This window comes from Fervidicoccus sp., from assembly GCF_049967375.1.
Lineage (GTDB): Archaea > Thermoproteota > Thermoprotei_A > Sulfolobales > Fervidicoccaceae > Fervidicoccus > Fervidicoccus fontis.
In genome coordinates this window covers 19,200-41,252 of sequence record NZ_JBMFSV010000007.1, presented here as the reverse complement: position 1 = coordinate 41,252, position 22,053 = coordinate 19,200, and the positions used below count along the sequence as shown (strand labels likewise).

The following is a 22,053-nucleotide window of genomic DNA, read 5'->3' as shown; positions in this document are numbered from 1 at the left end:
TGAATGGAGGGTTAAAGATGTCTGAACAGATTAAAAAAATAGTAAAAAATGCCAAAAGCAGCGGGAGAAAGAAGCTTTTAGAGCACGAATCTCTTGCAGTTCTTGAGGCCTATAATATACCAGTCGCGCCATACTTTTTTGCAAAAGATGAAAATGAAGCTCAAAGGAACATCGATAAAATTGGATTTCCTGTGGTTGTTAAAATAGTGTCGCCAGATATAGTTCACAAATCAGATGTTGGAGGAGTAATAGTTAACGTAAATTCAAAGGACGAGCTGGTAAATGCCATAAAAAGTATAAGATCAAACGTTCAAAAAAATGCACCAAGTGCTGAAGTTACAGGCTTTCTTGTACAAAAGATGATGCCAAAGGGAGGACTTGAGGTCATAGTTGGAGGTATAAGGGATCCTGTATTTGATGCAACCGTCATGTTCGGTCTTGGCGGTATATTTGTAGAAGTATTAAAAGACGTCTCATTCAGAATTGCTCCAATTACTAAAGAAGAAGCCTTAGAAATGATAAATGAGATAAAGGCAAGGAAGATTTTAGAAGGATATAGAGGAGAGGCTCCAAGAGATAAAGAAGCAATAGCTGATATAATAGTTAAGGTGTCAAAACTACTGTATGAAAATCAAGAGCTTAAAGAAATGGACGTAAACCCAGTTATCGTTTATGAAAAGGGAGCATATGCCGTTGATGCAAGATTTATCCTCTAGCCGATTCAGAAACTGAAGGTGCATAAATTAGATGGGAGATAGTGTAGGGGAGACTCTCGAAAAGATTAGCGAGGATATATATAATCTTAAGCAGGAAATAGCAACGCTAAAAGAAGAAAGGATAGGACTGATAGAGGATCTCAAAAAAATTAAAGAAGAAAAAAGAAATCTGATAGAGAGTAGCAAATCTGTATTTGAGGAGATAAATAAGAAGAAAGATGAAAAGAATGCAATACTTGAGGAGATAAAAAAGCTCAAGAGCGAAAAGGATGAAATTGCAAAGAAAATTGAAGAGTTAAAACTAGTCATAAAGAGATATGAGGAACTGATCAATAAAACTCCAAATGGTCAGTCGCTTTCCTCTTTGAAAAAAAGGATCGAGCAGCTGACTTGGAAGCAACAGACTACACCTATGAGCATAGATGAAGAAAAGAAACTGATGCAGGAAATAGATAGATTGACGCAACTCTACAATAGATTGAAGGACGCGAGGGATGCAGAGAGCAAATTAATGGAGGCCAAAGCAGAGTATACAAGTCTTAAGATAAAGTTTAAGGATATAAAAAATAGTATGCAAGAAAAGATCAAAAAGTTTGAATCTATTAAAAAAGAAATAAGCTCTCTAAGGGAGAAGATAAACGGAATATCGCAAAAAATCGATCAAGCAAACAAGGAAATTACTGAAATCAGCAATAGACTGAACCAGCTGAAGGCGTCTATCGATGAAAAATACGAGCATCTTAAAAAGCTTCAAGAGGAATCTGCGAAGATAAAAGAAGAAGAAAGCAAGAAAAAAGAGAGTGAAATACTCGAAAAGAAGAAGAAAATTGCCGAAGAAAAGCTTAAGAAAAAGGAAAGGCTAACTTTTGAGGATCTTCTAGCATTATATGGCGAAGAGAAAGATTCTGAAGGATAAAAGTTTTTGATTTTCTTTTTAAACTACTATTTTTAACATATACTTGCTTATTATTATCTGAGGGGTCAAGGTTTGAGTGAAGAAAATAAACTACTTTCTCCAGGAATCTATGTAAGGATAAAAACAAAAGATGGTGCAATAATAGAAGGCTTAATAGTACAGAGATACGAGATTTTCGATCCAGGATTTATAACTTTAAAGCTGAAAAATGGATACAATATTGGTATTTCCATTAAAAAAATTGAGTCGGTTGAACTTTTAAACAAAGAGATAGAGATGAGGAGAGGAGAAGGCGAAATAGTACCAATATTTGAAAAAACAGAATCGAAAGGAAAAGAAATTCACATCATATCTACAGGTGGAACTATTGCAAGCAAAATCGATTACCAGACAGGTGGAGTGAAACCGGTTTTAACTGCCGATGAACTAATTGAAATGATACCGGAGCTCAACAGCATAGCGAAGTTCAAAAGCGAAATACTTATGAGCATTTTCAGCGAGAACATGAATCCTAAATATTGGGAAAAAATAGCAGAAAGAGTTGCAGAAGTTCTAGTGAAAGAACCGGATACAGGAGTCATTATAACTCATGGAACAGACACTTTGGCATATACGTCTTCTGCCCTCAGTTTCGCTTTAAGAAATATCGGATCACCTATAGCTCTTGTCGGGTCTCAAAGAAGCAGCGATAGACCGAGCAGCGATTCTCCATTCAACCTGATTGCGGCATCAATCTATGCGACAAGCGATATATGCGAACCTGCAGTAGTTATGCACGGAGAAACTAGCGACAGCTATGCTTTAGCTCACAGAGGGACAAGGGTAAGAAAAATGCACACAAGCAGGAGAGACGCCTTTCAAAGTATCTCATCTCTACCATTGGCGAAGATATTTCCAGCTGAGAAAAAGATCGAAGTGATAAGAAAAGATGCAAAAATATGCAGTAAAAGCGGAAATCTGGAAGCATATACGAAGTTTTCTGAAAATGTATCTTTGCTTAAATACTACCCTGGCATGCCTGGATGGATTTTTGAAATTCTTGCAGAAAAAGGAATTAAAGGAATCGTTATAGAAGGAAGTGGGTTAGGACACGTATCTACTGAAATTATAGACAGCATAAAAAATGTGATAGATCGAGGTACGATAGTTGTCATGACATCGCAGTGCATCTTTGGGAGGGTCAACATGAATGTTTACAGCACAGGCAGGCTTTTAAAGAAGATCGGCATCATAAGTGGAGAAAATATGCTTTCTGAAACAGCGTTTGTTAAGCTTTCTTGGCTTTTAGGCAATTTTAAAGATGAAGAGGAGATTACAAGGCTCTTTGCTACAAATATTGCGGGAGAATATGAAGGAAGAGAACTATTAAACTACTATCCGAGGTGGAATCATGGAGAGCAGTAATAATGAAATAGACTTTAGGAAAATAGGATTGAAAGTCGGCCTCGAAATTCACCAGCAGTTAAAAACAGAGAGGAAGCTTTTCTGTAACTGTCCAATAAGTTCAGAAGAAGGAAGAGAAGAACTGTTTGAAAGATCTCTTCGTCCAACAACCAGCGAATTTGGAGAAGTCGACATAGCGGCCTATTTTGAATGGAAAAAGGGAAGAAGGTATAGATATCATGCTCCTCATCCTTCAAGCTGTCTAGTTGAGGCTGATGAGGAACCTCCACATGAAATAAATAGAGAAGCGCTGGAAGTAGTCATAGGTATCTCAAAAGCTTTAGGATCTATTCCAGTTGACGAAGTTCATGTGATGAGGAAGATTGTTATAGATGGTTCAAACACATCAGGCTTTCAGAGGACAATGCTTGTATCCATTGGAGGAAGGATTGAAGTTGAGGGAAAAAGCTATAGGATACAAACCATTTGCCTAGAGGAAGATGCGGCAAGGAAAGGAGAAGATGAAGGAAACATATCTCATTATATTATAGATAGACTTGGAATACCGCTTATAGAGATAGCTACAGCACCTGACATCGAAACTCCTGAGGAAGCCCAGAAGGTCGCTTTATATATTGGGCAGCTACTCAGACTCAGCGGAAAAGTGAAAAGAGGCATAGGTACAATAAGACAGGATCTGAATATTTCAATAGAGGGAGGAGAAAAGGTAGAGATAAAAGGGGTTCAGGAGCTGAAAATACTCGCAAAGACAGTTGAGCTCGAAGCTATGAGGCAGTTAAGACTTCTTGAAATTAGGGAGGAGCTCAAGAAAAGAGGGCTTTCAGAACAAGATGTTAAGTTATCTCCTATTGATGTCACTGATATACTGAAAAGGAGTCAGAGCAAAATTGTGAGGGCAAATCTATCAAAGCCAAAAGGAAAGGCATTAGCTCAGATATTGCACAGGTTTAAAGGGATCTTAGGTACCGAGGTTCAACCGAACAGAAGATTCGGTACAGAACTGGCTGATTATGCAAGGTTTTATGGTGATGTAAGGGGACTATTTCACAGCGATGAGTTGCCTAATTACGGAATATCAAAAGAAGAAGTTGAAATGATTTACAATGCGCTAGGGGCAGATAGGGAAAAAGATGCATTTGTGTTAATAGTAGACGAGGAGAGCAAGGCGCTGAAATCTATGGAAGCGGTTATTAATAGAGTGAAATATGCCTTTAAGGGTATTCCAAAAGAAACGAGAGTTGCCATGCCTGATGGAACTACAAAGTTTTTGAGGCCCCAGCCAGGGGCGGCAAGGATGTACCCAGAGACTGATATACCGCCGATAATAATTACAGAGGAAATTATGAAAAGCTCTGAAAAGTACACACCCCAGACTCCTGAAAAGAAAAAGGAATACTACATAAAGGAGTTGGGATTAAGCAAAGCTCTAGCAGAACAAATGGTAATGAACGAATCCTTCGACTTTTTCGATGAGCTTGTCGAAGAGTTCAAAGGATCAATTGAGCCAACTACAATAGCCTCGATTATGCTAGTAACAATGCCGGCATTAAAAAGAGAAGGATTAAATGTAGAATTAATACCTGAACGAAGCATCAGAGAGATATTCTTGTTATTTGCAAGAAGGATGATTACTAGAGAAGGGATTGAGGAGCTTTTGAAGCAACTGAGCAAAAAACCTGAGGAAAAGCCGGAAAAAATCGCAAAAGAGCTTGGTCTTCTTTCGCTAGGAGAGGAAGAGGTAAGAAAAATAATAGAAAAAGTCGTTGAAGAAAACATGAATGTGATAAGAGAAAAAGGAGAAAAGGCTGAAGGAATTTTAATGGGTAAGGCAATGCAAATACTTAGGGGAAAAGCTCCTGGTAGCTTAGTATCAAAATTAATAAGAGAAAAGCTCAGCGAGATTCTTTCGAAAAGCTAGAGTGTCAGATAAATGCCTTTTCTTCATTTTTAGTTCCGTATACGGATCGTCATCATCCATATATAATTTTGTCAGAAAGATAAATATAAGTTAATATACTCACTTTTTAAAAATATCAATTAGTTTACGGAAAAGTATTGAAGGCTGATATATGATGAAGAAATATTTAACACAGCATATAGTAGGTGCCTTTCTGATTGATGAGAAAGGAGAGGTCATAAAGAAAAGCTTTTCAAATAAGGATATTGATGAAAACGTAGAGGAAATGCTCCAATTTGAAAGTGGCAATCTTACAAAGCAAATCATAGGCTTGATAGAAGACATTTCCAGCGGAGATACCGTAGTTGTAGAAACAGATGCTCTGTCTAGAGCCCTTCTCAAGCAGAAGCCCTCTCTCAATGTGGTAGTTGAGAAAAATGCCGAAGTTTTCAGGACATTTAGAGGAAAAATAAGAGAAATAGCAATAAGCGGAGGATTCTTTAAAGGAGAAGACGAATTTCAAATGTATATTCATCAGTTCAATATGGAGTATACTAGGAGAAAACTAAGAAAGGCTGCTCAAAAGAGGGATCAGTTAGCTGCCCAGGCTATAAGAGCTATCGACGACCTTGATAAGACTTATAACCTATTTGTGATTAGATTGAGAGAGTGGTACAGTGTTCATTTTCCAGAATTGGACAATTTGGTTCCTAATCATGAGCAGTATGTAAGATTAGTAGCAGAGCTTGGACACAGAGACAATTTTGAAGTTTCATCTATTGTGAATTTAGGATTTTCTCAGGATAAAGCTGAAAAGCTGACTGATGCTGCAAAGAAAAGCATAGGGGCAGATCTAAGCGATTTTGACATTAAGCCAATTCAAACGCTAGCTAGAATGGCTTGGGATACTTATGTTTTGAGGGAAGACTTGGCAGGATATATCGAGAGCGTCATGAAAGAGGTGGCGCCTAATATAACCGCACTTGTTGGAAGCCTACTTGGTGCGAGGCTTATTAGCCTTGCAGGAAGCTTAGAAAATCTTGCAAAGTTGCCGGCAAGCACTATACAAGTTTTAGGTGCAGAAAAAGCCTTATTTAGGGCATTGAAAACAGGAAGCAGACCTCCAAAGCATGGTATAATCTTTCAGTACCCCGAAATTCATAAGGCTCCAAGATGGCAAAGAGGCAAAATGGCAAGAACTCTCGCTGCAAAATTGGCAATTGCAGCAAAAGTAGATGCATTTACTGGAAGATGGATTGGCGATAAGTTGGTAGAAGACTTGCAGAAGAGGTTAGAAGAAATTAAAAAGATATATGCGAAGCCCCCTGCAAAAAAGCCTACTGAAGCCGTTCAACAGCAGACAAGACCTGAAGCGAAGAGGAGGGAATTTCCAAAGCAAAAAAAGATGAAAGGAAAGAAAAGAGGATTTGGAGGTAAGAGAGAATGAGTGAACCTATTAAAGTAAAACCACTAGAGTTGAATGAAAGGATATTTGAAATAGAATTTGATGACGGTTCAAAAAAGCTTGCAACTATAAATTTAGTCCCAGGCAAAAAAGTCTATGGAGAAAGGCTTTACAGGATAGCAGGTACGGAATATAGAGAGTGGATCCCATATAGAAGCAAATTGGCAGGAGCAATTATGAAAGGAATAAAAGCTGTTCCTATTAAAGAGGGAGAAAAGGTCCTATATTTAGGAGCTGCATCAGGAACTACTCCGAGCCATATAAGTGATATTGTAGGAGAAAAAGGGATTATTTATTCTGTAGAATTTGCGCCAAGAGTAATGAGAGAATTTTTGCTAGTCGCCTCAGATAGGAAGAACCTCATACCGATAATGTCTGATGCTAGAAAGCCTCAGCTATACTCTCATATTGTAGAGCTCGTAGACATTATCTATGCTGATGTTGCTCAACCAGAACAAGCATCAATTGTTGTTGAAAATGCTAAGTGGTTCTTAAAGTCAAGAGGTAAGATATTCCTTGCTATAAAAGCTAGGAGCATAGATGTGACAAAAGAGCCGACAGAGGTATATAAAAAGGAAATATCGATACTTCAGGAGAATAGATTTGAAATAATAGATGTGGTTCATCTAGACCCATATGATAAAGATCATGCGATGGTCTTAGCGAGCTATGAGCCAGGAAAATAATATTGCAGAGACTCTAAGAAAAAAAGTCATCCTTGACTTGTCGGCTATAAATGACCCTGTAGAGGAATATGTTAGACTGAACGAAGTTGGAAACGAAGACGTGCTTTTAAAAACAAAAAGTAAGAGCTTTTTTATTTTAAAAAAAGATGACATCGCAAAGTTGAAAGAAAATCTTCCGAGTTACTTTCATGAAATGCTCGCTCTTCCAATAGAGATAAATATCTTAGTAACGCCAAACAATAAAATTTATATGCTGAATGAAGATTTATGGCAGAGAAGGGCTGTTAGATATATACTCAATAAAAAGCTTGAGTATGAGCCTAAAAAGTATATAACCAATGATGAATTAAATACGCTGATTTCGCTGATGCCTAGTGTATTTAAACTAAAAATTAAAGTAGAGTGGTAAGTATGAAGAACGAGAGCTCTTGGGTAAATGATTACCTACAAGAGCTTTTAGAGTCCACAGTAAAAAACATCATAAAAAGCGGATTTGAGTTTGTAAAAATAGATAGGCCAGATAATTTTAACGAAAGAAGCATTGATATATTAGCATGGTCAAAAGATGAAAAGAAAAAGAAGATACATCTGAAAATCACTCTAGATACAAGCTTTTTGAGCAAAGAAGAAATAAGGGATCTTATAGGTATTACAAAAAGCGCATCGTCCAGACCAATAATAGTAAGCGAATACGATAAAAAAATAGATATTCAGGATGAGGTAATTTATCTAAAGGAAAATGTCCCTACAGTAAATGTTACTACACTACCTAAGCTTCTTTCATGCTCTAAAGATTTATACATCTTTCTAAAAAAGGGAGAATTTGTTGTTAGAATTTCAGGAGAGAAAATGAGAGAAAGGAGGGAAAAGCTGGGATTAAGCCTTGGAGAGCTAGCAAACAGACTTGGCGTGACAAGGAAATCCATATATGAATATGAAAAGAATACTTTTGACGTAAGAATAGATTATGCTGATAAGCTTTTTGACACTTTGGGAGAAGAAATAGTCTCTCCATATAATATATTTTCGGACGAAGTAGTTGAAATGGTTAAGATGAAAAAAGAAGAAATCCCTGACAACCTATTCGAGGAAAAAATCTTCAATATTTTAAATGAGAAGAATATGTTCTTCTATCATGCTAGGAAGACATTTGTAGATATAATTGCAAAAAAAGGAGAAGAAATATTTTTTATTGCTATAGATCATGAGCATATGCCACTTACTTTGGAAGAAAAAGCAGAACAGCTTTCAAAAATCAAGAAGCTTAAAGATGTTGAGAAAATGATAGTCGCCAAAAAGGAGAAGGCCAAAGAATTAAAAAAGGAATATAGCGATGAGATAAGAATAATTCCCGATGACAAGATAAACACCATAAGCAGGATTTTAGATGAAAGAAAATAGGGAATCTGTTAGGATTTTCCTTACTGGTCATCCTGGCATAGGGAAAACAACTCTAGTATTAAAACTAGCAAGTATTCTTACTTTAGAAAAGGTAAAGTTTGCCGGATTTGCAACTCCTGAGAAAAGAGGAAAAAGCGGGAGAGAGGGGTTTGAATTAATTATTTTTCCTTCTAATGAGGTCCATGAGCTTGCATCAAAAAGCATAGAAAAAGGATACAAAATGAAGCTTGGAAGCTATTATGTTAATGAGAACATGGGAGCTATTATCTTAAAAATTATAAATGAATATCTCAATGATGATTCCTTCAAATTTTTTATTGGCGATGAAGTAGGACCTATGGAGTTGATGATACCTGGTATACGTGAAGGAATTTTGAAGTTGCTCAAAGCGGAAGAAAAAAGCATGCTAATGTCCTTCCACATCAACCTGAAACAAAAAGACCCAGAAATTTACGATTTGATTTCAAAAGGAGATGTGTACGTTTTAAGCACTGAGAATAGAAATCAGATATTAAATGATATCATTAACAAGATAAGAAGGAAAATAATCTGAAGGTGGATAGCGTATTGGAAAATATTGAGCTAAAAGAAGGCAGGGCAAAATTTTTCTTGCCAATGTCTAATGAATTTTTTAGGTCTGATGGAAAGCTAGAGCCTGCATGGCTACCTATCTTTTACAATCCTTATTCATCAATTAATAGAGATTTAACTGTTTTAGGGATTAAAGCCTTTTCTTCTTTGTTTAGAAAAATTGAAAATTTTATAGAACCTTTGGCGGGAAGTTGCGTACGCACAATTAGAGTCGTCTTGGAAAATGACGATATTGAAATAAACGGATACGCTAATGATATAAGCAAAGATGCCGTTGAATATTGCGTAAAAAACATTTCTTTAAATGGGTTAGAGGAAAAAATAAAGGTAATGAATGAAGAGGCTAACTTCTTTCTGCATTTTCTACTAAAAAAAGGCATAAAACAGGATGCTGTGGATATTGATCCTTATGGGAGTCCGATAAATTTTCTTGATTCCGCATCCAAAGCGATTTCAAATAATGGTTTATTATTTGTTACGGCTACGGATATAGGAACTCTTATGGGAAAGTACAAGGATACTTCTTTGAGGAGATACGGCTCACATGTATATAAAACAGATTACGGTAGGGAGATCGCAGCTAGAGTATTAATATACTCTGTCATAAGAGCTTTTTCATCGAATGAGAAGAACGCTTATCCTCTATTCACCTATTATCATGAACATTTCTTAAAAACAGGATTTTTAATAAAAAAAGAGAAACAAGCGAACAAAATAGGTTTTTTATGCATTGATTCAAATAGCGGTTATCCTTTTGACAAAGTAATTCTAGGTAAAGATGGCTTTAAAAGTGAATGTAGCAACTATATCGGCCCTATATGGCTTGGCGAGCTTTGGAATAGAGATTTTCTTCTAAAGGTTGAAGATTTCTATAGAAAAGGAAAAGAAAATTATAGCATTAAGCTTGAGAAAGATATTAATACTATGCTTGCAGAGTCAGAAATAGAAAATCCCTTTTACTACCATATAGATAAGATAGCGAGCAAGTTAAAAAAGAATGTGCCAAAGTTTGAAAAAATTGAGGAAGAATTAAAAAAACTAGGTTATGCCTCGTCTAGAACTCACTTTGATGCTAAAGGAATAAAAACAAATGCTCCTTATGATATAGTATTCAATGTAATAAAATCACTTTGAAGCCTGTTCAATCTTATTAGTTTCACTTTCTAGCCAATTTTTAAGAATTTCGCAATTAGCCGGAGACCATTCCCTTCCTATGCCGCACTCTTTAATATATTTGCATGTAAAGCAAGGGATTTTTATAACGGTCGAAAGCTCTATTTTTAATTCTACTGGCTTTATAGTAGATAGCTGTATTTTATAATCTATTTTTCCATCTTCTTTTTTGATCTTTTCTTTTTTAACTATTCCCTTTCTGCTTAGTCTAGCAACTACTAATTTTAGTTTATCTTCCTTTATCTTCAATATCTTTTGCAATTCGCTTAAATTCATGCCACTATTTCCTGAAGATTCTAAAATTTTTATTATAGTGTTTTCAATATCTTTTGGTAGAGTTGTATTCTTAGACTTCAATAAATTCACCAGCAATTATTGCAAGTATCCGTGAGGGATATCAAAAACCTTCTAATAATTTATTTGTTTTACTAGGATATTAAATTTAACAGAGAGCTCTCTACAAAGCTATCTTTCCAATAAAAATTTAACAAAAAGTGAAAATTTATTTTTCAACTAATAATACTTGAGACCTCGTCCGTTAGGACGAGGACTTATGTATAAATAACAGAGAAAGAATAAAAACTTGAGGAATGTTCCCTGAAAGCAGAAGTCTGCCCTTACGGACAGGGTAGTTTACTCACTTTCCAAAATTTCTTCTTCTTTTTTGAAATGACCTAATAGCTCTCCAGAGATCGATTTTTCTAAATTCAGGCCAATATACATCAGTGAAGAAGAGTTCTGAATAAGCACTCTGCCATAAAAGAAAATTGCTTATCCTTTCTTCTCCACTAGTCCTTATTATAAGGTCCGGATCTGGAGAGTCCGAGGTAAACAAATAACTGCTCACTTTATTTTCGTCTATTTCGTTTAAAGATATTACGCCCTTTTTATAGTCAGATGCTATCTTTTTTATCGCTTCAATTATTTCATGTCTGCCTCCGTAACATACAGCTATATTTAGAATTCTCAACTCATTCTTTTCGGTTTTTTCTTCTACTTCTTTAGCTTTTTTGATTATCCAGTCAGGAATGAGCTCAAAATTGCCAATAATTTTTACTTTTACCTTTGAATCATATATTCTTCTATCATTTTCTAGCTGTTCCAGTCCCATATAAAGAAGTTGAAATATGTTTTGCTTTTCCTCCTCACTCCTCTTTAGACAATTCTCGGTTGAAAGTACATAAAGAGTTACAGCTTTAACATTTAAATTCCAAATCCAATCCAAAACTTGGCTGACTTTTTCATATCCCATTTTATGTCCAAAGGTATATTCATACCCATGTCTTTTCGCCCATCTTCTATTTCCGTCTGGAATTATTCCTATATGTTGTGGCATCTGATTATCTTTTATCTGATTCCATAAATAATGCTCATATAGCTTATATACTGGCTTCAGTATTTCTTCTTCGAATCTTTCAAATACTTTTGTCAAAAATTGCATCCTCCTTATAGTATAAGCTATAAGCCTATGGTTTAAAATATGTTGTTGTTTATTTAGAATCAATTTAAATAAAAATCTTCAAAATATAAAAATTTTTAATAAAGCAGTCAATTTATGAAACAACATATTTTTGGGAAATTAATTCTTTCTTTGGGAATAATAAAACATATAAACACTGATGATAATAACAAGAATAAAGAATGACAATTAATAACACCCTTTTAGTAAAGAAATTTTATGCAATACTAAAGGTGATAAAGTTTGGGGATATACCAAGAAAATGACTTAAAAAAGCCAAGCGGTGGAAAGAAAACAAGACCGTATAAGGTAAAAAGAAAAGCTCTCTTTGGAGGATACTTCACTGAAACAAAAGTTCATTCAGAAGATGAGAAGGAAATAATCAAAGTTAGAGGAGGTAACATAAAAATTAAGCTGAAAAAGGCAAGCAAAGCAGTTATTATGAGTAAAGACGGAAAAACTGTTAAAGTGGAAAAAATATCAAGAGTAGTGGAAACGCCTAGCAATAAAGAATTTGCACGAAGAGGCATAATTACAAAAGGAAGCATAATAGAAGTTGAGTCAGGAAAGGCTCTAGTAGTATCTAGACCTGGGCAGGATGGAGTTATAAACGCAGTTTTAATTGAGAAATAAAATTGCTGGTATATAGAGTTGAGCTCGAGAGGATTTAAGGGTAAAAAAATAGTAATTTATCCTTCTTATCTCGATTGTACTTCTTCTAGAACACATGGAAGAAAGATCCCAAAATCCTTATGCGTCCAGAAGCCCAGTATTAGTGAAATTTTAGAAGTTGCAAAAGGGTTAAGTTTGAATCCAATTTTGGAGGACAAGAAATTTCCTAAAAAATGGTGGGAAATAAAACAGAGAGTAATTGTTGATAAAAGATGGGGAAAAATTGAGACTTTAAAGAGAATTTGCATTGCAATAAATGATATGAGAAAGAAAGGGAAAAAAGAATAAGAAAAATTTACTTCGTCATAAGAACAAAAATTTCCTCCTCAGTATCTAAAATTTCAAAGTCAGATATTGTACCATTTGCCTTTAATTTATTTGAAAGCCTTAAAAGGAAAGCTTTTTCTTTTTTAGAAATATCGTTCTTTTTTACAAGGCTGAATTTTGGTTCAGATATTAGTAAATATTTTGAACCTATTTTTTCAACAAACTCCACTAGGTTCAATCTCTTAGTTCTATATAACGTATGGAGAATTCTCAATAGTAGTGTCAATGATTTATCGTAATTATTTATATTCTTATAAATCTCTTCGAGAGAATCAGTGTCAGCATCTGCTAATATTGGAGTCAAAAGCATTTTACTCTTTTTGCTATATATCAAGAGCGATTCGTATATTTTTTTGTTTTTTTCTATAGCATAATATCTGAGCTTGGGAGACGCCTCACTCAAAAAGGCGTCAAAATAAATAGGAAACGTTCCTGAACCTATGTCAACAATTGTATTTATATTTTTTTCTATCATTAGCTTTTTCAGAAACTCTAAAATAGCAGTGAGGTTTTTTCCTCTTTCTAATATACTAACATGTTCACCTTCAGCACTATAAAAAACTCTTGAGGAGTAGTAAATCCTCTTTTTGATTTTTTTAATCAATTTTTTAACTTCTGAAGCATCATCAAGCTTCCCTTTTCTTTCAAGCGATTCCGCAATTTTTTTATTTAAAAGAGCTTTATTGATTTCTTCAGATATAATGTCAGAAAACCTTTCATATGAATTTTGTCCTATCTTTTTCTTTACTAACTCTGCCAACTTTTGCTTAAGTTCTTCACTCATTTTTTCTCAATTAAAAAATATTCTTATTGTCGTTATAAATTCATAGCATTTTTTGGACAAGATTTTATCTTTTTTCCATTCTTTATATAAAAAATTTACAAAATTTTGAGAAAAATTTATATGTTTTTTATTATAATTATTTCTTCATTAAAATTTTTTTAAAGTGATAACAATGAAGATTGAAGAGTTGAAAAATATTATTGAAGATAATAAGTTGAAATGGATAAACTTACAACTAACCGATCTCCTCGGAATTTTCAGGCAAGTGGTAATTTCGAGCAAAATGTTTGATGAAGATGCTATTAATTTAGGGATAGGCAAGTTGGATGGAAGTAGCGTCTATGGTTTTAAGGAAATATATGAAAGCGATTTAACACTTAGACCAGTTTTAGATACTTTGAGGACAAATCCCTTTGAAATCAATACCGCTGATATCATTACAGAAGTTTTTGATACATTTGGAACGAAAAGGTTGGAAACCGATCCTAGATATGTAGCACAAAAAACAATCGCCTATACTTCAAGCTTTGGCTATAATTCACTTACAGCTGCTGAACTTGAATTTTACATTTTTGATGAAATAAGGTCTTGGTTGCGACCCCTCTTTTCAGGTTTCGAGATAAAGTCAAGTTCAGCAGGATATGATGAAAAAACAAATCATTCTCTAACAGTAAAAGGCGGGTATTATGTTCCTCCTCCGTTCGATGAATCAATAAAAATTAGAAGCGAAATAAGTGACTTGCTACAAGATTTTTACAAGATAACCATAGAATCTCATCATCATGAAGTGGGGGGTGCAGGTCAAGGAGAAATTAATATGCAAGCTCTTGACCCTGTTTCTACGTCTGACAATATTCAAAGGATAAAATACGTCTCAAGATTTGTTGCTCATAAATATGGAAAAATCATTACTTTTATGCCTAAACCTATAAGTGATGATGCAGGTAATGGAATGCACGTGCATGTAAGTTTATGGAATAATGGTAAGAACGCCTTTTACGATATAAATGATGATTATGCTGGGATAAGTCAAGAAGCAAGATATTTTATCGGGGGGCTTCTTTCACATGGAAAGGCTCTTTCAGCCATAGTTTCTCCAACAGTAAATAGTTATAAGAGGCTTTTACCACATTATGAAGCTCCAATCTTTCTTACTTGGAGTAAAGGTAATAGAAGCGCAGCGGTTAGGATACCTTCATACCATAAGAACTATGAAAGAAGGAAAAGGGTTGAGTATAGACCACCAGATCCTTCATGCAATCCCTATTTGGCAATATCGGCTATAATTTTAGCTGGAATTGATGGTATAGTTAAAAAGATAGACCCAGGCGATCCTATTGACGAGAATATATATAAAATGGCAGAAAGTAAATTGAGGGAGTTAAAAATAGAAAGGCTTCCAAGTTCACTAGACAAAGCTCTAGATGAGCTGTTAAATGATAATGAATTTCTAAGACCAGCTTTTTCTCAATCATTAATCGAACTTTATATTGAGTTGAAAAGAAAAGAAATAGAAAAAATAAATAGGACAATATCTCCGGCTGAATTTTATTATTATGCAAATATCTAAAATCAAATATTTATATGTGCATCTTTTAAATGTATATAGCAGGTACTATCGTTTATTATAGTTTTTACATATGACAAAGAATAAACAATAGCTGATGCCATTTTTAGAGAGAGAGAGCTTAAAGATCCATTTGCAAGGAATTCCGATATATTGTTGCTAATGTTAGTAAAAAGCTTATTTGCATACTCTATTCTTTTGAGACTTTCGTTGGTAATAGCTCCAGCAACTTCCCAAATTAGAGATAGGTATAAACCGAAGATATTTTTAAAATATTCAACTTCATTTTTGCTTATATCTTCCTCTCCTATTTCTATTAGCACTAATAACGTATCCAATAGGTTTCTTAATATATTGTAAATTGAGTAGTAAATAGTCATTTTCAGTTTAGCCTTTTTCTCTAAGATCGGATCTTCAGCACTAAGGTCACCTATATTAAAAAAATGCTTTATATTTGAAGCTCGTAATTCAAAAGCTTCTTTAACTTTTTTCAATTCATCGAAACTCTTTTCATTAAACGATGTCAAAGATTCTAGCAATTTATTAATAGCGCCTTCAAACGATATTAAACTCTCTCTTAGAATTGCATCAATATCTTCATCGGTCATTTTGCTAACTAATTTGAATGAAATACTAAAAGAATCGACCTTTTTTATTTCGTAATCCTTATTTTCATCTTTTACTGACATGACTTCTCTTGCTATATCATCAGTTATAAGCTCGTTGCTCTTTAATATAAAATAAGGGATCCCAGCGTACATTAAACATTTTGCTTTATTTTTTATTTCTTCTATTGGCTGATTTTTCTCAAATTCTACAACTGCATAGACTTCTTCATTTTCAAAAGCAATTATTCTAAGTTCCTTCTCTCTTTCAATTATATAAACAGAGTCGCCGGCTTTTATTCCAACCTTATTGACCCATGATTTCGGAAGAGTAATAATGAGGGAGGAGCTACCAAGCCTCTGAACTTTTCTGACTTCCAAATTTTCGCACCAAATTTTTATTTGTTAAAATATGAATATTAATTTTCAAATTGATCTATTTATCAGTTTTCAATTCCTATATCAATTTTCTTTTTTAGTATTAGTTTGATGTACTAAAAGTTTTTTATTTATTGTTGGAATAAAGGTTCAAACATATTTTTAGAGTTTCATTTAATAACACTTGAGCTCCCATCCTTTAGGACGAGAAGGAGGTCAGTCTAAGGAGTGAAATCATTATCAAGAGATTTCAAATCATAAATTAACTTCTATATATAATTTGTCAATAATTTCTCTATATCTGTTTCTGATCGCAACATCAGTAAAATTACCTAAAGCTGATGCAATATCTTTTTGGTTCTTTTTTTCGCCAAAGATAGATGAAGCGATATATGCTGTAGCAGCTGCAAGGGCTATTGGGGACTTCCCGTGATCCATGTTAAGCTTTTCTATAGCATTCGCGAGTCTGTACATTAGGTTTTCAGACTGCATTGATAGTCCTAACTTGGAAGTTATCATTGGAATATAATCTTTTGGCTTAGTGACTTTTGCATTAATTTTTCCTCCCTGTATTTCAACTATTTTTCTCTGTGCGTACCTTACTTTTTCTTCATCAGCCCCTACGCTGATAATTACAGAATAAAACGTTCTCGGTACCTTCATAAGTCTACATGCCATAAACAACGAAGCTGCAACATATGCTCTTATCATCTCTCCTCTTCCAAGACCCTTTTCCACAACTTTTTTTATGTAATAGGCTGCAGTTTCTGTTACTTTTTGAGGAAGCCCCAACTTTCTAGCTTCATCATTCAAAATTTGAAGCGCCTTTACCATTCGTTTATTTTTACTCATCCTTATCGCTGTATTTTTCCTTTTCAACTCAATAAATTTCCTTCTTTTTCTGAATGGTAGCTTTTTTATGTCACTTTCGCTAGTGTAAGTAGTTAGTCCGTGATCGTGCATCCTAAATGTTAATGGTGTGCCTGCTCTTGACCTAGATCTTTCTGCTTGAGAGCTGAAATCCCTCCATTCTGGTCCAGAATCAATTATAGTACTTATCACTTCACCTGTATCAAGACAAATTAATTCTCCTCTTTCCATATCAGCTATTGTATGTTGACAGTTTATTTTATTCTCGCTACTTTCGTCTGACATCTTTCTTACTCCCTATTTTTTCTTTCTAGAAGTGAAGGTCCGTTCATCTACTAGAAGAACTTGTCCTATGTATTTGGAAAGATCTTCCTCTTTTTTGAAAGGTTTTATAACAGCATATGGATTATTTACATTTCCTATAACATCCATAACTTTTCCAAATCCTCTAAAGTCCGGTAAAAGGACTCTATTTCCTATATTAGGAATATTTTTGCTATCTGTGATTTTTACTAGTAATAAATTATTAGTAGCAACTTTTTCAATAACTCCAAGTTTTTTCAATAGAACCTTCACCATTGTAATATATTTTTAAACAGAAATTCTTATTTAAATGGCATTACTTGTATTACCGATAAAAATACTGCTTTAATTTTAAAAATAATCATGCTAAAAACAATTTTTCATATTTAAAGTATTATCGTATTACCCAAATATATTTTTAAAAAGAAAAAAGTATTACTGGCTTCATAGGTATTGGTCTTTTCCCCCTCATCACTAATCCTTCCTCATATTCGGAAAATTTTACTTTTAATGAAAGTTTGTTTTGTAATAAAGGAATAATGCTAAGCATCAATTCCCGCTCGTTGATATCTTCGCTCTTCAAAATGAAATCTGAAATGTCTTCAGGAATCGATTGATAAAATTCATTAAATTGCTCTGCAACCTGGTAAGGATTAGCATATCCGCCTATTTCTTTGGAAATAGCAGATGTAAGTTCTTTTACAGAATGCCCCTCTTTTAGTATTAATAGTGCATTCTTAAACAATTTCCACAGCTTTTCGTTTGAAATTATAATGTGTATTTCATTCGGAGTCTTTTTTAAAGCCTTCTTTATTCCCTCAATATCACTTATTATCCTTTCCATGTATATAATTGCAAGTTCTTCAAACGAATATGACGAAATTTCATTGTAGTCAGGCCATTTATTATTGAAAACGCTCTTTTCTATAGGGTCTTTAGTTACTAGATGCCAGAGATCTTCTGCAAATGAAGGAACAAAAGGACTCATCATTATGATCCACTCGTGAATGATCTCATTTAGTATTTTCGAATTGGGATTCTGCTTTATTGAAATATATTCTTCAATGCTTTGCTCTGTTTCAAAAAATATTTGGACCACAGCGTCTCTGAGAACATATCCTTCTAAATCATCGGTAACCCTTTTTACGATCCGTTTGAATTTGCTTATGAACCATTTGTCGATAATGTCTAGCTCCGCAGCACTTCCTTCTTGAGGAGTTTTTAAATATTTATCAGAAATTTCTGCAATTAAGCTATAAATTCTAGCAAGCTTATCCTGAACAACTCTAACTAACTCTTTGCTATAATTCGCATCATTACCTATTTCTGCGGAATACAAGAGCGAAACTCTTAGTGTGTTTGGACCTACATCTCTTATTGCCTTAAACATAGGAATAAAGTTTCCCAGGCTTTTACTCATTTTTACTCCTTCAACCATGATATGCCCGTTAACTACTATTCTCTTAGGCCATAAATTTTCTGGAAATATAGCAATGTGGTTGAAAAGCATAAATGAGAGGTGATTGGGTACGAGATCCTTTCCACTATGTCTATTGTCAAGTGGGTACCAATATAGAAACTCATTTCTGATGCTCTTTAATACTTCTGTATCAATTTTTAATTTTTCAGATATCTCTTTTTCGTCACCATAGCCTAAAAAAACGTAATCCCAGAACTCTTCAGTCAGCTTTTCAGAGGTTATCTTATAATCTCTAATCTTTTTGATAACTGTATAAAAAGCCATATAAATTGTTGAATCACTGAGGCTTTCTATTATCCAGTTTTTGTCCCATGGAAGGGAAGTTCCTAAACCTCTACTTCTAGCACAAGCTCTTTTTTTCAGCCATTCTATTGTATTAAAGAACCACTCTTTATACTCTTCCGGTACAATTTCAATTCTATTTTCTAGCGCCTTTCTAACTCTATCTTTCCACTTTTGATTTTCATAGTCTATGAACCACTGATTCTCCAAAAGCTTTACAACGATCTCTGTTCCGCATCTGCAATATACAGGCTTGTTTGCAATTTCATAAAACATATCGCCGATTTTGTTCGATAGTAAAAACGATATCACATTCTTTTTAACATCTTTAACGTTTTTCCCTCTAATTCCCTCTATGAGCTCAATAACTTTCCTATCTGCAACATCTACGGCTATCGTTTTTATGAGGTCTTCTCTAATTACACCGTTAGAAAACTCTTCTAAGTAAAGTTCTTTTGTAGCCTTGTCTAAATTCTCCTTCTCTTTAACAGATTTTATTTTGTACTTCTGAACTACGTCTTCTGCAGGATTGGGAGAATATCCTTTAAGGTAAATTACAGGTACCGGTTTTAATTTTTCTTCATCTAGACCAAATTTCTTCACTTCGTTGCTAGATATAATTTCTTTTAATGCTACATAATCATATGGGGCATGAGAAGGTACACTCATTACTACTCCAGTGCCTGTAGAAGGATCAACAAAGCTTGAAGGGAGTATGCTAACAACTTTTCCAGTTATGGGATTTCTGACTTTTTTCCCTAAGACGTTTACTCCTTTTCCTGCATCTTTAATCAGTTGCACATTCTTTTTCTGAAAGGTGATTTTGTAGAATGCCTGTTTTGAAAGGAAGTACTTTTTTCCGTCAATATTTGCAATCACGTATTCTGCATCTTCATTAACCCATAGATTCGTAACGCCAAATATCGTTTCAGGTCTTAATGTCGCAGTGGGGTAGATCGTACCATCTTCTCCTTCAAACAGTATTAAAGTATACTCTTGAATCTCGGGCTCCACATCTCCCTTTGTATCATGCATCCCTACAGGCATTTGGTGATACGGACACCATCCAACTGGATGCGTGCCTTGAACTATATACCCTCTCTCTTTTAGCTTTAAAAACTGCCATGTAATGAAAGAGCTATATTCCGGATCTATTGTTGTAAATTCTCTCCTCCAGTCAATAGAAAGCATATAATCTTTCATGTCTTTTTTAGCCCTTTCTTTGAAGTAATTTGCCATGCCAAGAGGAGTCTTTAATTTTTCAAGATCTTCCTCAGAAACTTCATAAAGTTCTCTAAATTCTTTTATTAAATGCTCTTCACCCCTTGCTATTGCTTCTGAAGAGCTGAGGATAGGAGTACCGGTAAAATGAAATGCCATTGGAAATAGAACATTGTATCCCTGAAGCCTTTTATATCTTGCAATGACATCTGGTATTAAATACGTTCTTGCATGTCCTAAATGAAGAGGTCCGTTAGGATAGGGATATGCCGCCGTTAGGTAAAACTTTTTTCTGGAAGGTTCGGGATCAGCTTCATTTATTTTTATCTTTTCCCATACTTCATTCCATTTTTTTGATATGCTTTTATCGAATTCGGTAAAGTTGGCAAATTTTTCCAAATTTCTACACCTTTACGTTAAATTCAAAAAGCCTCAATTATAAAATGTTTGCAAAAACTAATTTTTAAACTTAAATTTTTTATTGCAAAAATCTAATTATTTAGAGTTTGTTCTCTATTTAATTATAAGTTAAAATAGGTATAATGCTAAGAAAAATTTATAGATCGGAGGGAGGCAATAGGTACGATAAAGGTTGAGGGAACTTATTTATATATAGGAAAAATTACGGCAAAGCAACTAGCGGATCAGTATGGAACCCCGATTTATGTATATGATAAAGAAGTGCTTCTTAACAATTATGAAAGGCTCAAGAAATCAATTAAGTACAGAGATTTAGAAGTTCTTTATTCATGTAAAGCCAATAATAATATTGATATTCTGAAAGTGTTAAAGGAGGAAGGTAGCGGATTAGATGTTGTATCGCCGTTTGAAGCGCTTTTAGGTGTAAAGCTAGGTTTTCAGAAAGATAAAATTTTGTTCACCGGCAACAATGTTTCTAATGAGGAAATGAAGTTTCTAAAAGAGCTAGGTATATTGATCAATATAGATTCCATTTCTCAATTGAAGAGATATGGTATTATGTTTCCAGGCACTGATATATCTATTAGAATAAATCCTGGCATAGGATACGGACATCACGAATATGCGAAAACTGGCGGATTAACTAAATTTGGAATATATCTGAATGAAATAGAAGCAGCGAAAGAATATGTAATGAAATACAATTTAAGAATAAGAGGCATTCATATTCATATAGGTTCTGGCATCTTGCAGACAGATCCTTATATTTCAGCACTGAACATTTTATTAAAAATAGCGAACGAATTTAAGGATTTAGAATTTATAGATTTAGGCGGAGGATTAGGAATACCATACAGACCTGGAGAAGAAAAATTTGATCTTGGAGATTTCGGTGAAAAAGTGTCTTCCATCCTTGAAGATTTTTCTAGAAAGCACGGTCATGTAAAGCTTCGAATTGAGCCTGGAAGGTATATAGTTGGAAGTTGCGGGGTTCTCTTAGTGAGGGTAGTTAGCATTAAAGATGTTTCTTTAAATGGAAAAAGAAAAATATTCATTGGCGTAGATTCAGGAATGAACCATCTGATAAGACCTTCACTTTACGGTTCATATCATGAAATTATCGATGTTACAAAAGCTTCAGACGAAAAGGAGATTGTTGCAGATATAGTTGGGAATATATGCGAAACTGGCGACTTTTTAGCTTTGGACAGACCAATGCCGAAAGTCGAAGAAGGAGATGTTTTGGCTGTGATGGACGCTGGTGCTTATGGCTATTCTATGAGCTCAAATTATAATCTAAGACCCAGACCTGCTGAAATTTTTGTTGACGGAAGTACTGCTAAAGTATCAAGAAGAAGAGAAACATTTGAAGATTTGTTAAGCACCTTCGCAGTTTAATTTTTCTAATGGTTTTATGAGGAAGAATCTTAAGATTC

21 protein-coding genes are annotated in these 22,053 nt (G+C 34.3%); 14 read left to right on the top strand and 7 right to left on the bottom strand.

The genetic code is table 11. The features are described from left to right. Positions 1 to 17: 17 nt before the first annotated feature. The 10 genes from ACP5SL_RS02345 (at position 18) to ACP5SL_RS02300 (ending at position 10,210) form a co-directional block, all read left to right on the top strand. On the top strand, positions 18 to 716 hold the full coding sequence (locus ACP5SL_RS02345; protein WP_428228123.1) for an acetate--CoA ligase family protein: 699 nt from the start codon (positions 18 to 20) through the stop codon (positions 714 to 716). Positions 717 to 747: 31 nt separating this feature from the next. After that, positions 748 to 1,632 (top strand): coiled-coil protein, encoded by an 885-nt coding sequence (locus ACP5SL_RS02340; RefSeq protein WP_193803255.1) that lies wholly within the window; start codon positions 748 to 750, stop codon positions 1,630 to 1,632. A gap of 72 nt (positions 1,633 to 1,704) precedes the next feature. After that, the gene (gatD, locus tag ACP5SL_RS02335) at positions 1,705 to 3,036 is read left to right on the top strand and encodes a Glu-tRNA(Gln) amidotransferase subunit GatD (protein WP_014558352.1); all 1,332 of its coding nucleotides are present in this window, start codon (positions 1,705 to 1,707) and stop codon (positions 3,034 to 3,036) included. Beyond that, positions 3,023 to 4,954, top strand: coding sequence for a Glu-tRNA(Gln) amidotransferase subunit GatE (gene gatE / locus ACP5SL_RS02330; protein ID WP_428228122.1), 1,932 nt, complete (start codon positions 3,023 to 3,025; stop codon positions 4,952 to 4,954). The genes gatD and gatE overlap by 14 nt, the downstream gene beginning before the upstream one ends. A 151-nt stretch (positions 4,955 to 5,105) precedes the next feature. Then, complete coding sequence (locus tag ACP5SL_RS02325; protein ID WP_428228121.1) at positions 5,106 to 6,380, top strand: C/D box methylation guide ribonucleoprotein complex aNOP56 subunit; 1,275 nt, start codon at positions 5,106 to 5,108, stop codon at positions 6,378 to 6,380. Continuing rightward, the gene (locus tag ACP5SL_RS02320) at positions 6,377 to 7,084 is read left to right on the top strand and encodes a fibrillarin-like rRNA/tRNA 2'-O-methyltransferase (RefSeq protein WP_014558355.1); all 708 of its coding nucleotides are present in this window, start codon (positions 6,377 to 6,379) and stop codon (positions 7,082 to 7,084) included. The genes ACP5SL_RS02325 and ACP5SL_RS02320 overlap by 4 nt, the downstream gene beginning before the upstream one ends. After that, a complete protein-coding gene (locus tag ACP5SL_RS02315) occupies positions 7,068 to 7,493 on the top strand; it encodes a DUF61 family protein (protein ID WP_014558356.1) in 426 nt (141 codons plus the stop codon). The genes ACP5SL_RS02320 and ACP5SL_RS02315 overlap by 17 nt, the downstream gene beginning before the upstream one ends. 2 nt (positions 7,494 to 7,495) lie before the next feature. Further along, on the top strand, positions 7,496 to 8,485 hold the full coding sequence (locus ACP5SL_RS02310) for a helix-turn-helix domain-containing protein (protein WP_014558357.1): 990 nt from the start codon (positions 7,496 to 7,498) through the stop codon (positions 8,483 to 8,485). Beyond that, positions 8,472 to 9,038, top strand: coding sequence for a nucleoside-triphosphatase (locus tag ACP5SL_RS02305; RefSeq protein ID WP_014558358.1), 567 nt, complete (start codon positions 8,472 to 8,474; stop codon positions 9,036 to 9,038). Before ACP5SL_RS02310 ends, ACP5SL_RS02305 begins: the two co-directional genes overlap by 14 nt. A 14-nt stretch (positions 9,039 to 9,052) precedes the next feature. Next, a complete protein-coding gene (locus ACP5SL_RS02300; protein WP_148683748.1) occupies positions 9,053 to 10,210 on the top strand; it encodes a hypothetical protein in 1,158 nt (385 codons plus the stop codon). On the opposite strand, the gene ACP5SL_RS02295 is transcribed toward ACP5SL_RS02300, so the two are convergent. Both ACP5SL_RS02295 and uppS read right to left on the bottom strand, forming a co-directional pair. Then, positions 10,202 to 10,606 carry a hypothetical protein gene (locus tag ACP5SL_RS02295; RefSeq protein WP_148683749.1) on the bottom strand — a complete coding sequence of 135 codons (405 nt, stop codon included), beginning with the start codon at positions 10,604 to 10,606 and terminating at the stop codon, positions 10,202 to 10,204. The genes ACP5SL_RS02300 and ACP5SL_RS02295 overlap by 9 nt on opposite strands. Positions 10,607 to 10,886: 280 nt before the next feature. Beyond that, entirely contained in the window at positions 10,887 to 11,690 is an 804-nt protein-coding gene (uppS, locus tag ACP5SL_RS02290) for a polyprenyl diphosphate synthase (RefSeq protein WP_014558361.1), read from the bottom strand. Positions 11,691 to 11,951: 261 nt separating this feature from the next. Here uppS and ACP5SL_RS02285 point away from each other — a divergent pair, with 261 nt between their 5' ends. Beyond that, positions 11,952 to 12,341 (top strand): 30S ribosomal protein S8e, encoded by a 390-nt coding sequence (locus ACP5SL_RS02285; protein WP_193803259.1) that lies wholly within the window; start codon positions 11,952 to 11,954, stop codon positions 12,339 to 12,341. A gap of 18 nt (positions 12,342 to 12,359) precedes the next feature. Next, entirely contained in the window at positions 12,360 to 12,668 is a 309-nt protein-coding gene (locus tag ACP5SL_RS02280) for a signal recognition particle subunit SRP19/SEC65 family protein (RefSeq protein WP_014558363.1), read from the top strand. Between the two features lie 7 nt (positions 12,669 to 12,675). Here ACP5SL_RS02280 and ACP5SL_RS02275 read toward each other — a convergent pair whose 3' ends face one another. Continuing rightward, positions 12,676 to 13,491, bottom strand: coding sequence for a hypothetical protein (locus ACP5SL_RS02275; RefSeq protein ID WP_428228120.1), 816 nt, complete (start codon positions 13,489 to 13,491; stop codon positions 12,676 to 12,678). A gap of 172 nt (positions 13,492 to 13,663) precedes the next feature. Here ACP5SL_RS02275 and glnA point away from each other — a divergent pair, with 172 nt between their 5' ends. Beyond that, a complete protein-coding gene (gene glnA, locus ACP5SL_RS02270) occupies positions 13,664 to 15,061 on the top strand; it encodes a type I glutamate--ammonia ligase (RefSeq protein WP_428228119.1) in 1,398 nt (465 codons plus the stop codon). A gap of 2 nt (positions 15,062 to 15,063) precedes the next feature. Here glnA and ACP5SL_RS02265 read toward each other — a convergent pair whose 3' ends face one another. From ACP5SL_RS02265 to leuS, 4 genes are all read right to left on the bottom strand, one after another. Continuing rightward, positions 15,064 to 16,044: an AbrB/MazE/SpoVT family DNA-binding domain-containing protein gene (locus ACP5SL_RS02265; protein ID WP_428228118.1), complete on the bottom strand. Its 981-nt coding sequence runs from the start codon at positions 16,042 to 16,044 to the stop codon at positions 15,064 to 15,066. A gap of 252 nt (positions 16,045 to 16,296) precedes the next feature. After that, complete coding sequence (locus tag ACP5SL_RS02260; RefSeq protein ID WP_014558367.1) at positions 16,297 to 17,196, bottom strand: transcription initiation factor IIB; 900 nt, start codon at positions 17,194 to 17,196, stop codon at positions 16,297 to 16,299. A gap of 12 nt (positions 17,197 to 17,208) precedes the next feature. Then, on the bottom strand, positions 17,209 to 17,475 hold the full coding sequence (locus ACP5SL_RS02255; RefSeq protein WP_158308328.1) for an H/ACA ribonucleoprotein complex subunit GAR1: 267 nt from the start codon (positions 17,473 to 17,475) through the stop codon (positions 17,209 to 17,211). Between the two features lie 157 nt (positions 17,476 to 17,632). Further along, entirely contained in the window at positions 17,633 to 20,596 is a 2,964-nt protein-coding gene (gene leuS / locus ACP5SL_RS02250; protein WP_272984775.1) for a leucine--tRNA ligase, read from the bottom strand. Positions 20,597 to 20,755: 159 nt separating this feature from the next. Here leuS and lysA point away from each other — a divergent pair, with 159 nt between their 5' ends. After that, entirely contained in the window at positions 20,756 to 22,015 is a 1,260-nt protein-coding gene (gene lysA / locus ACP5SL_RS02245; protein WP_148683751.1) for a diaminopimelate decarboxylase, read from the top strand. Positions 22,016 to 22,053 lie beyond the last annotated feature (38 nt).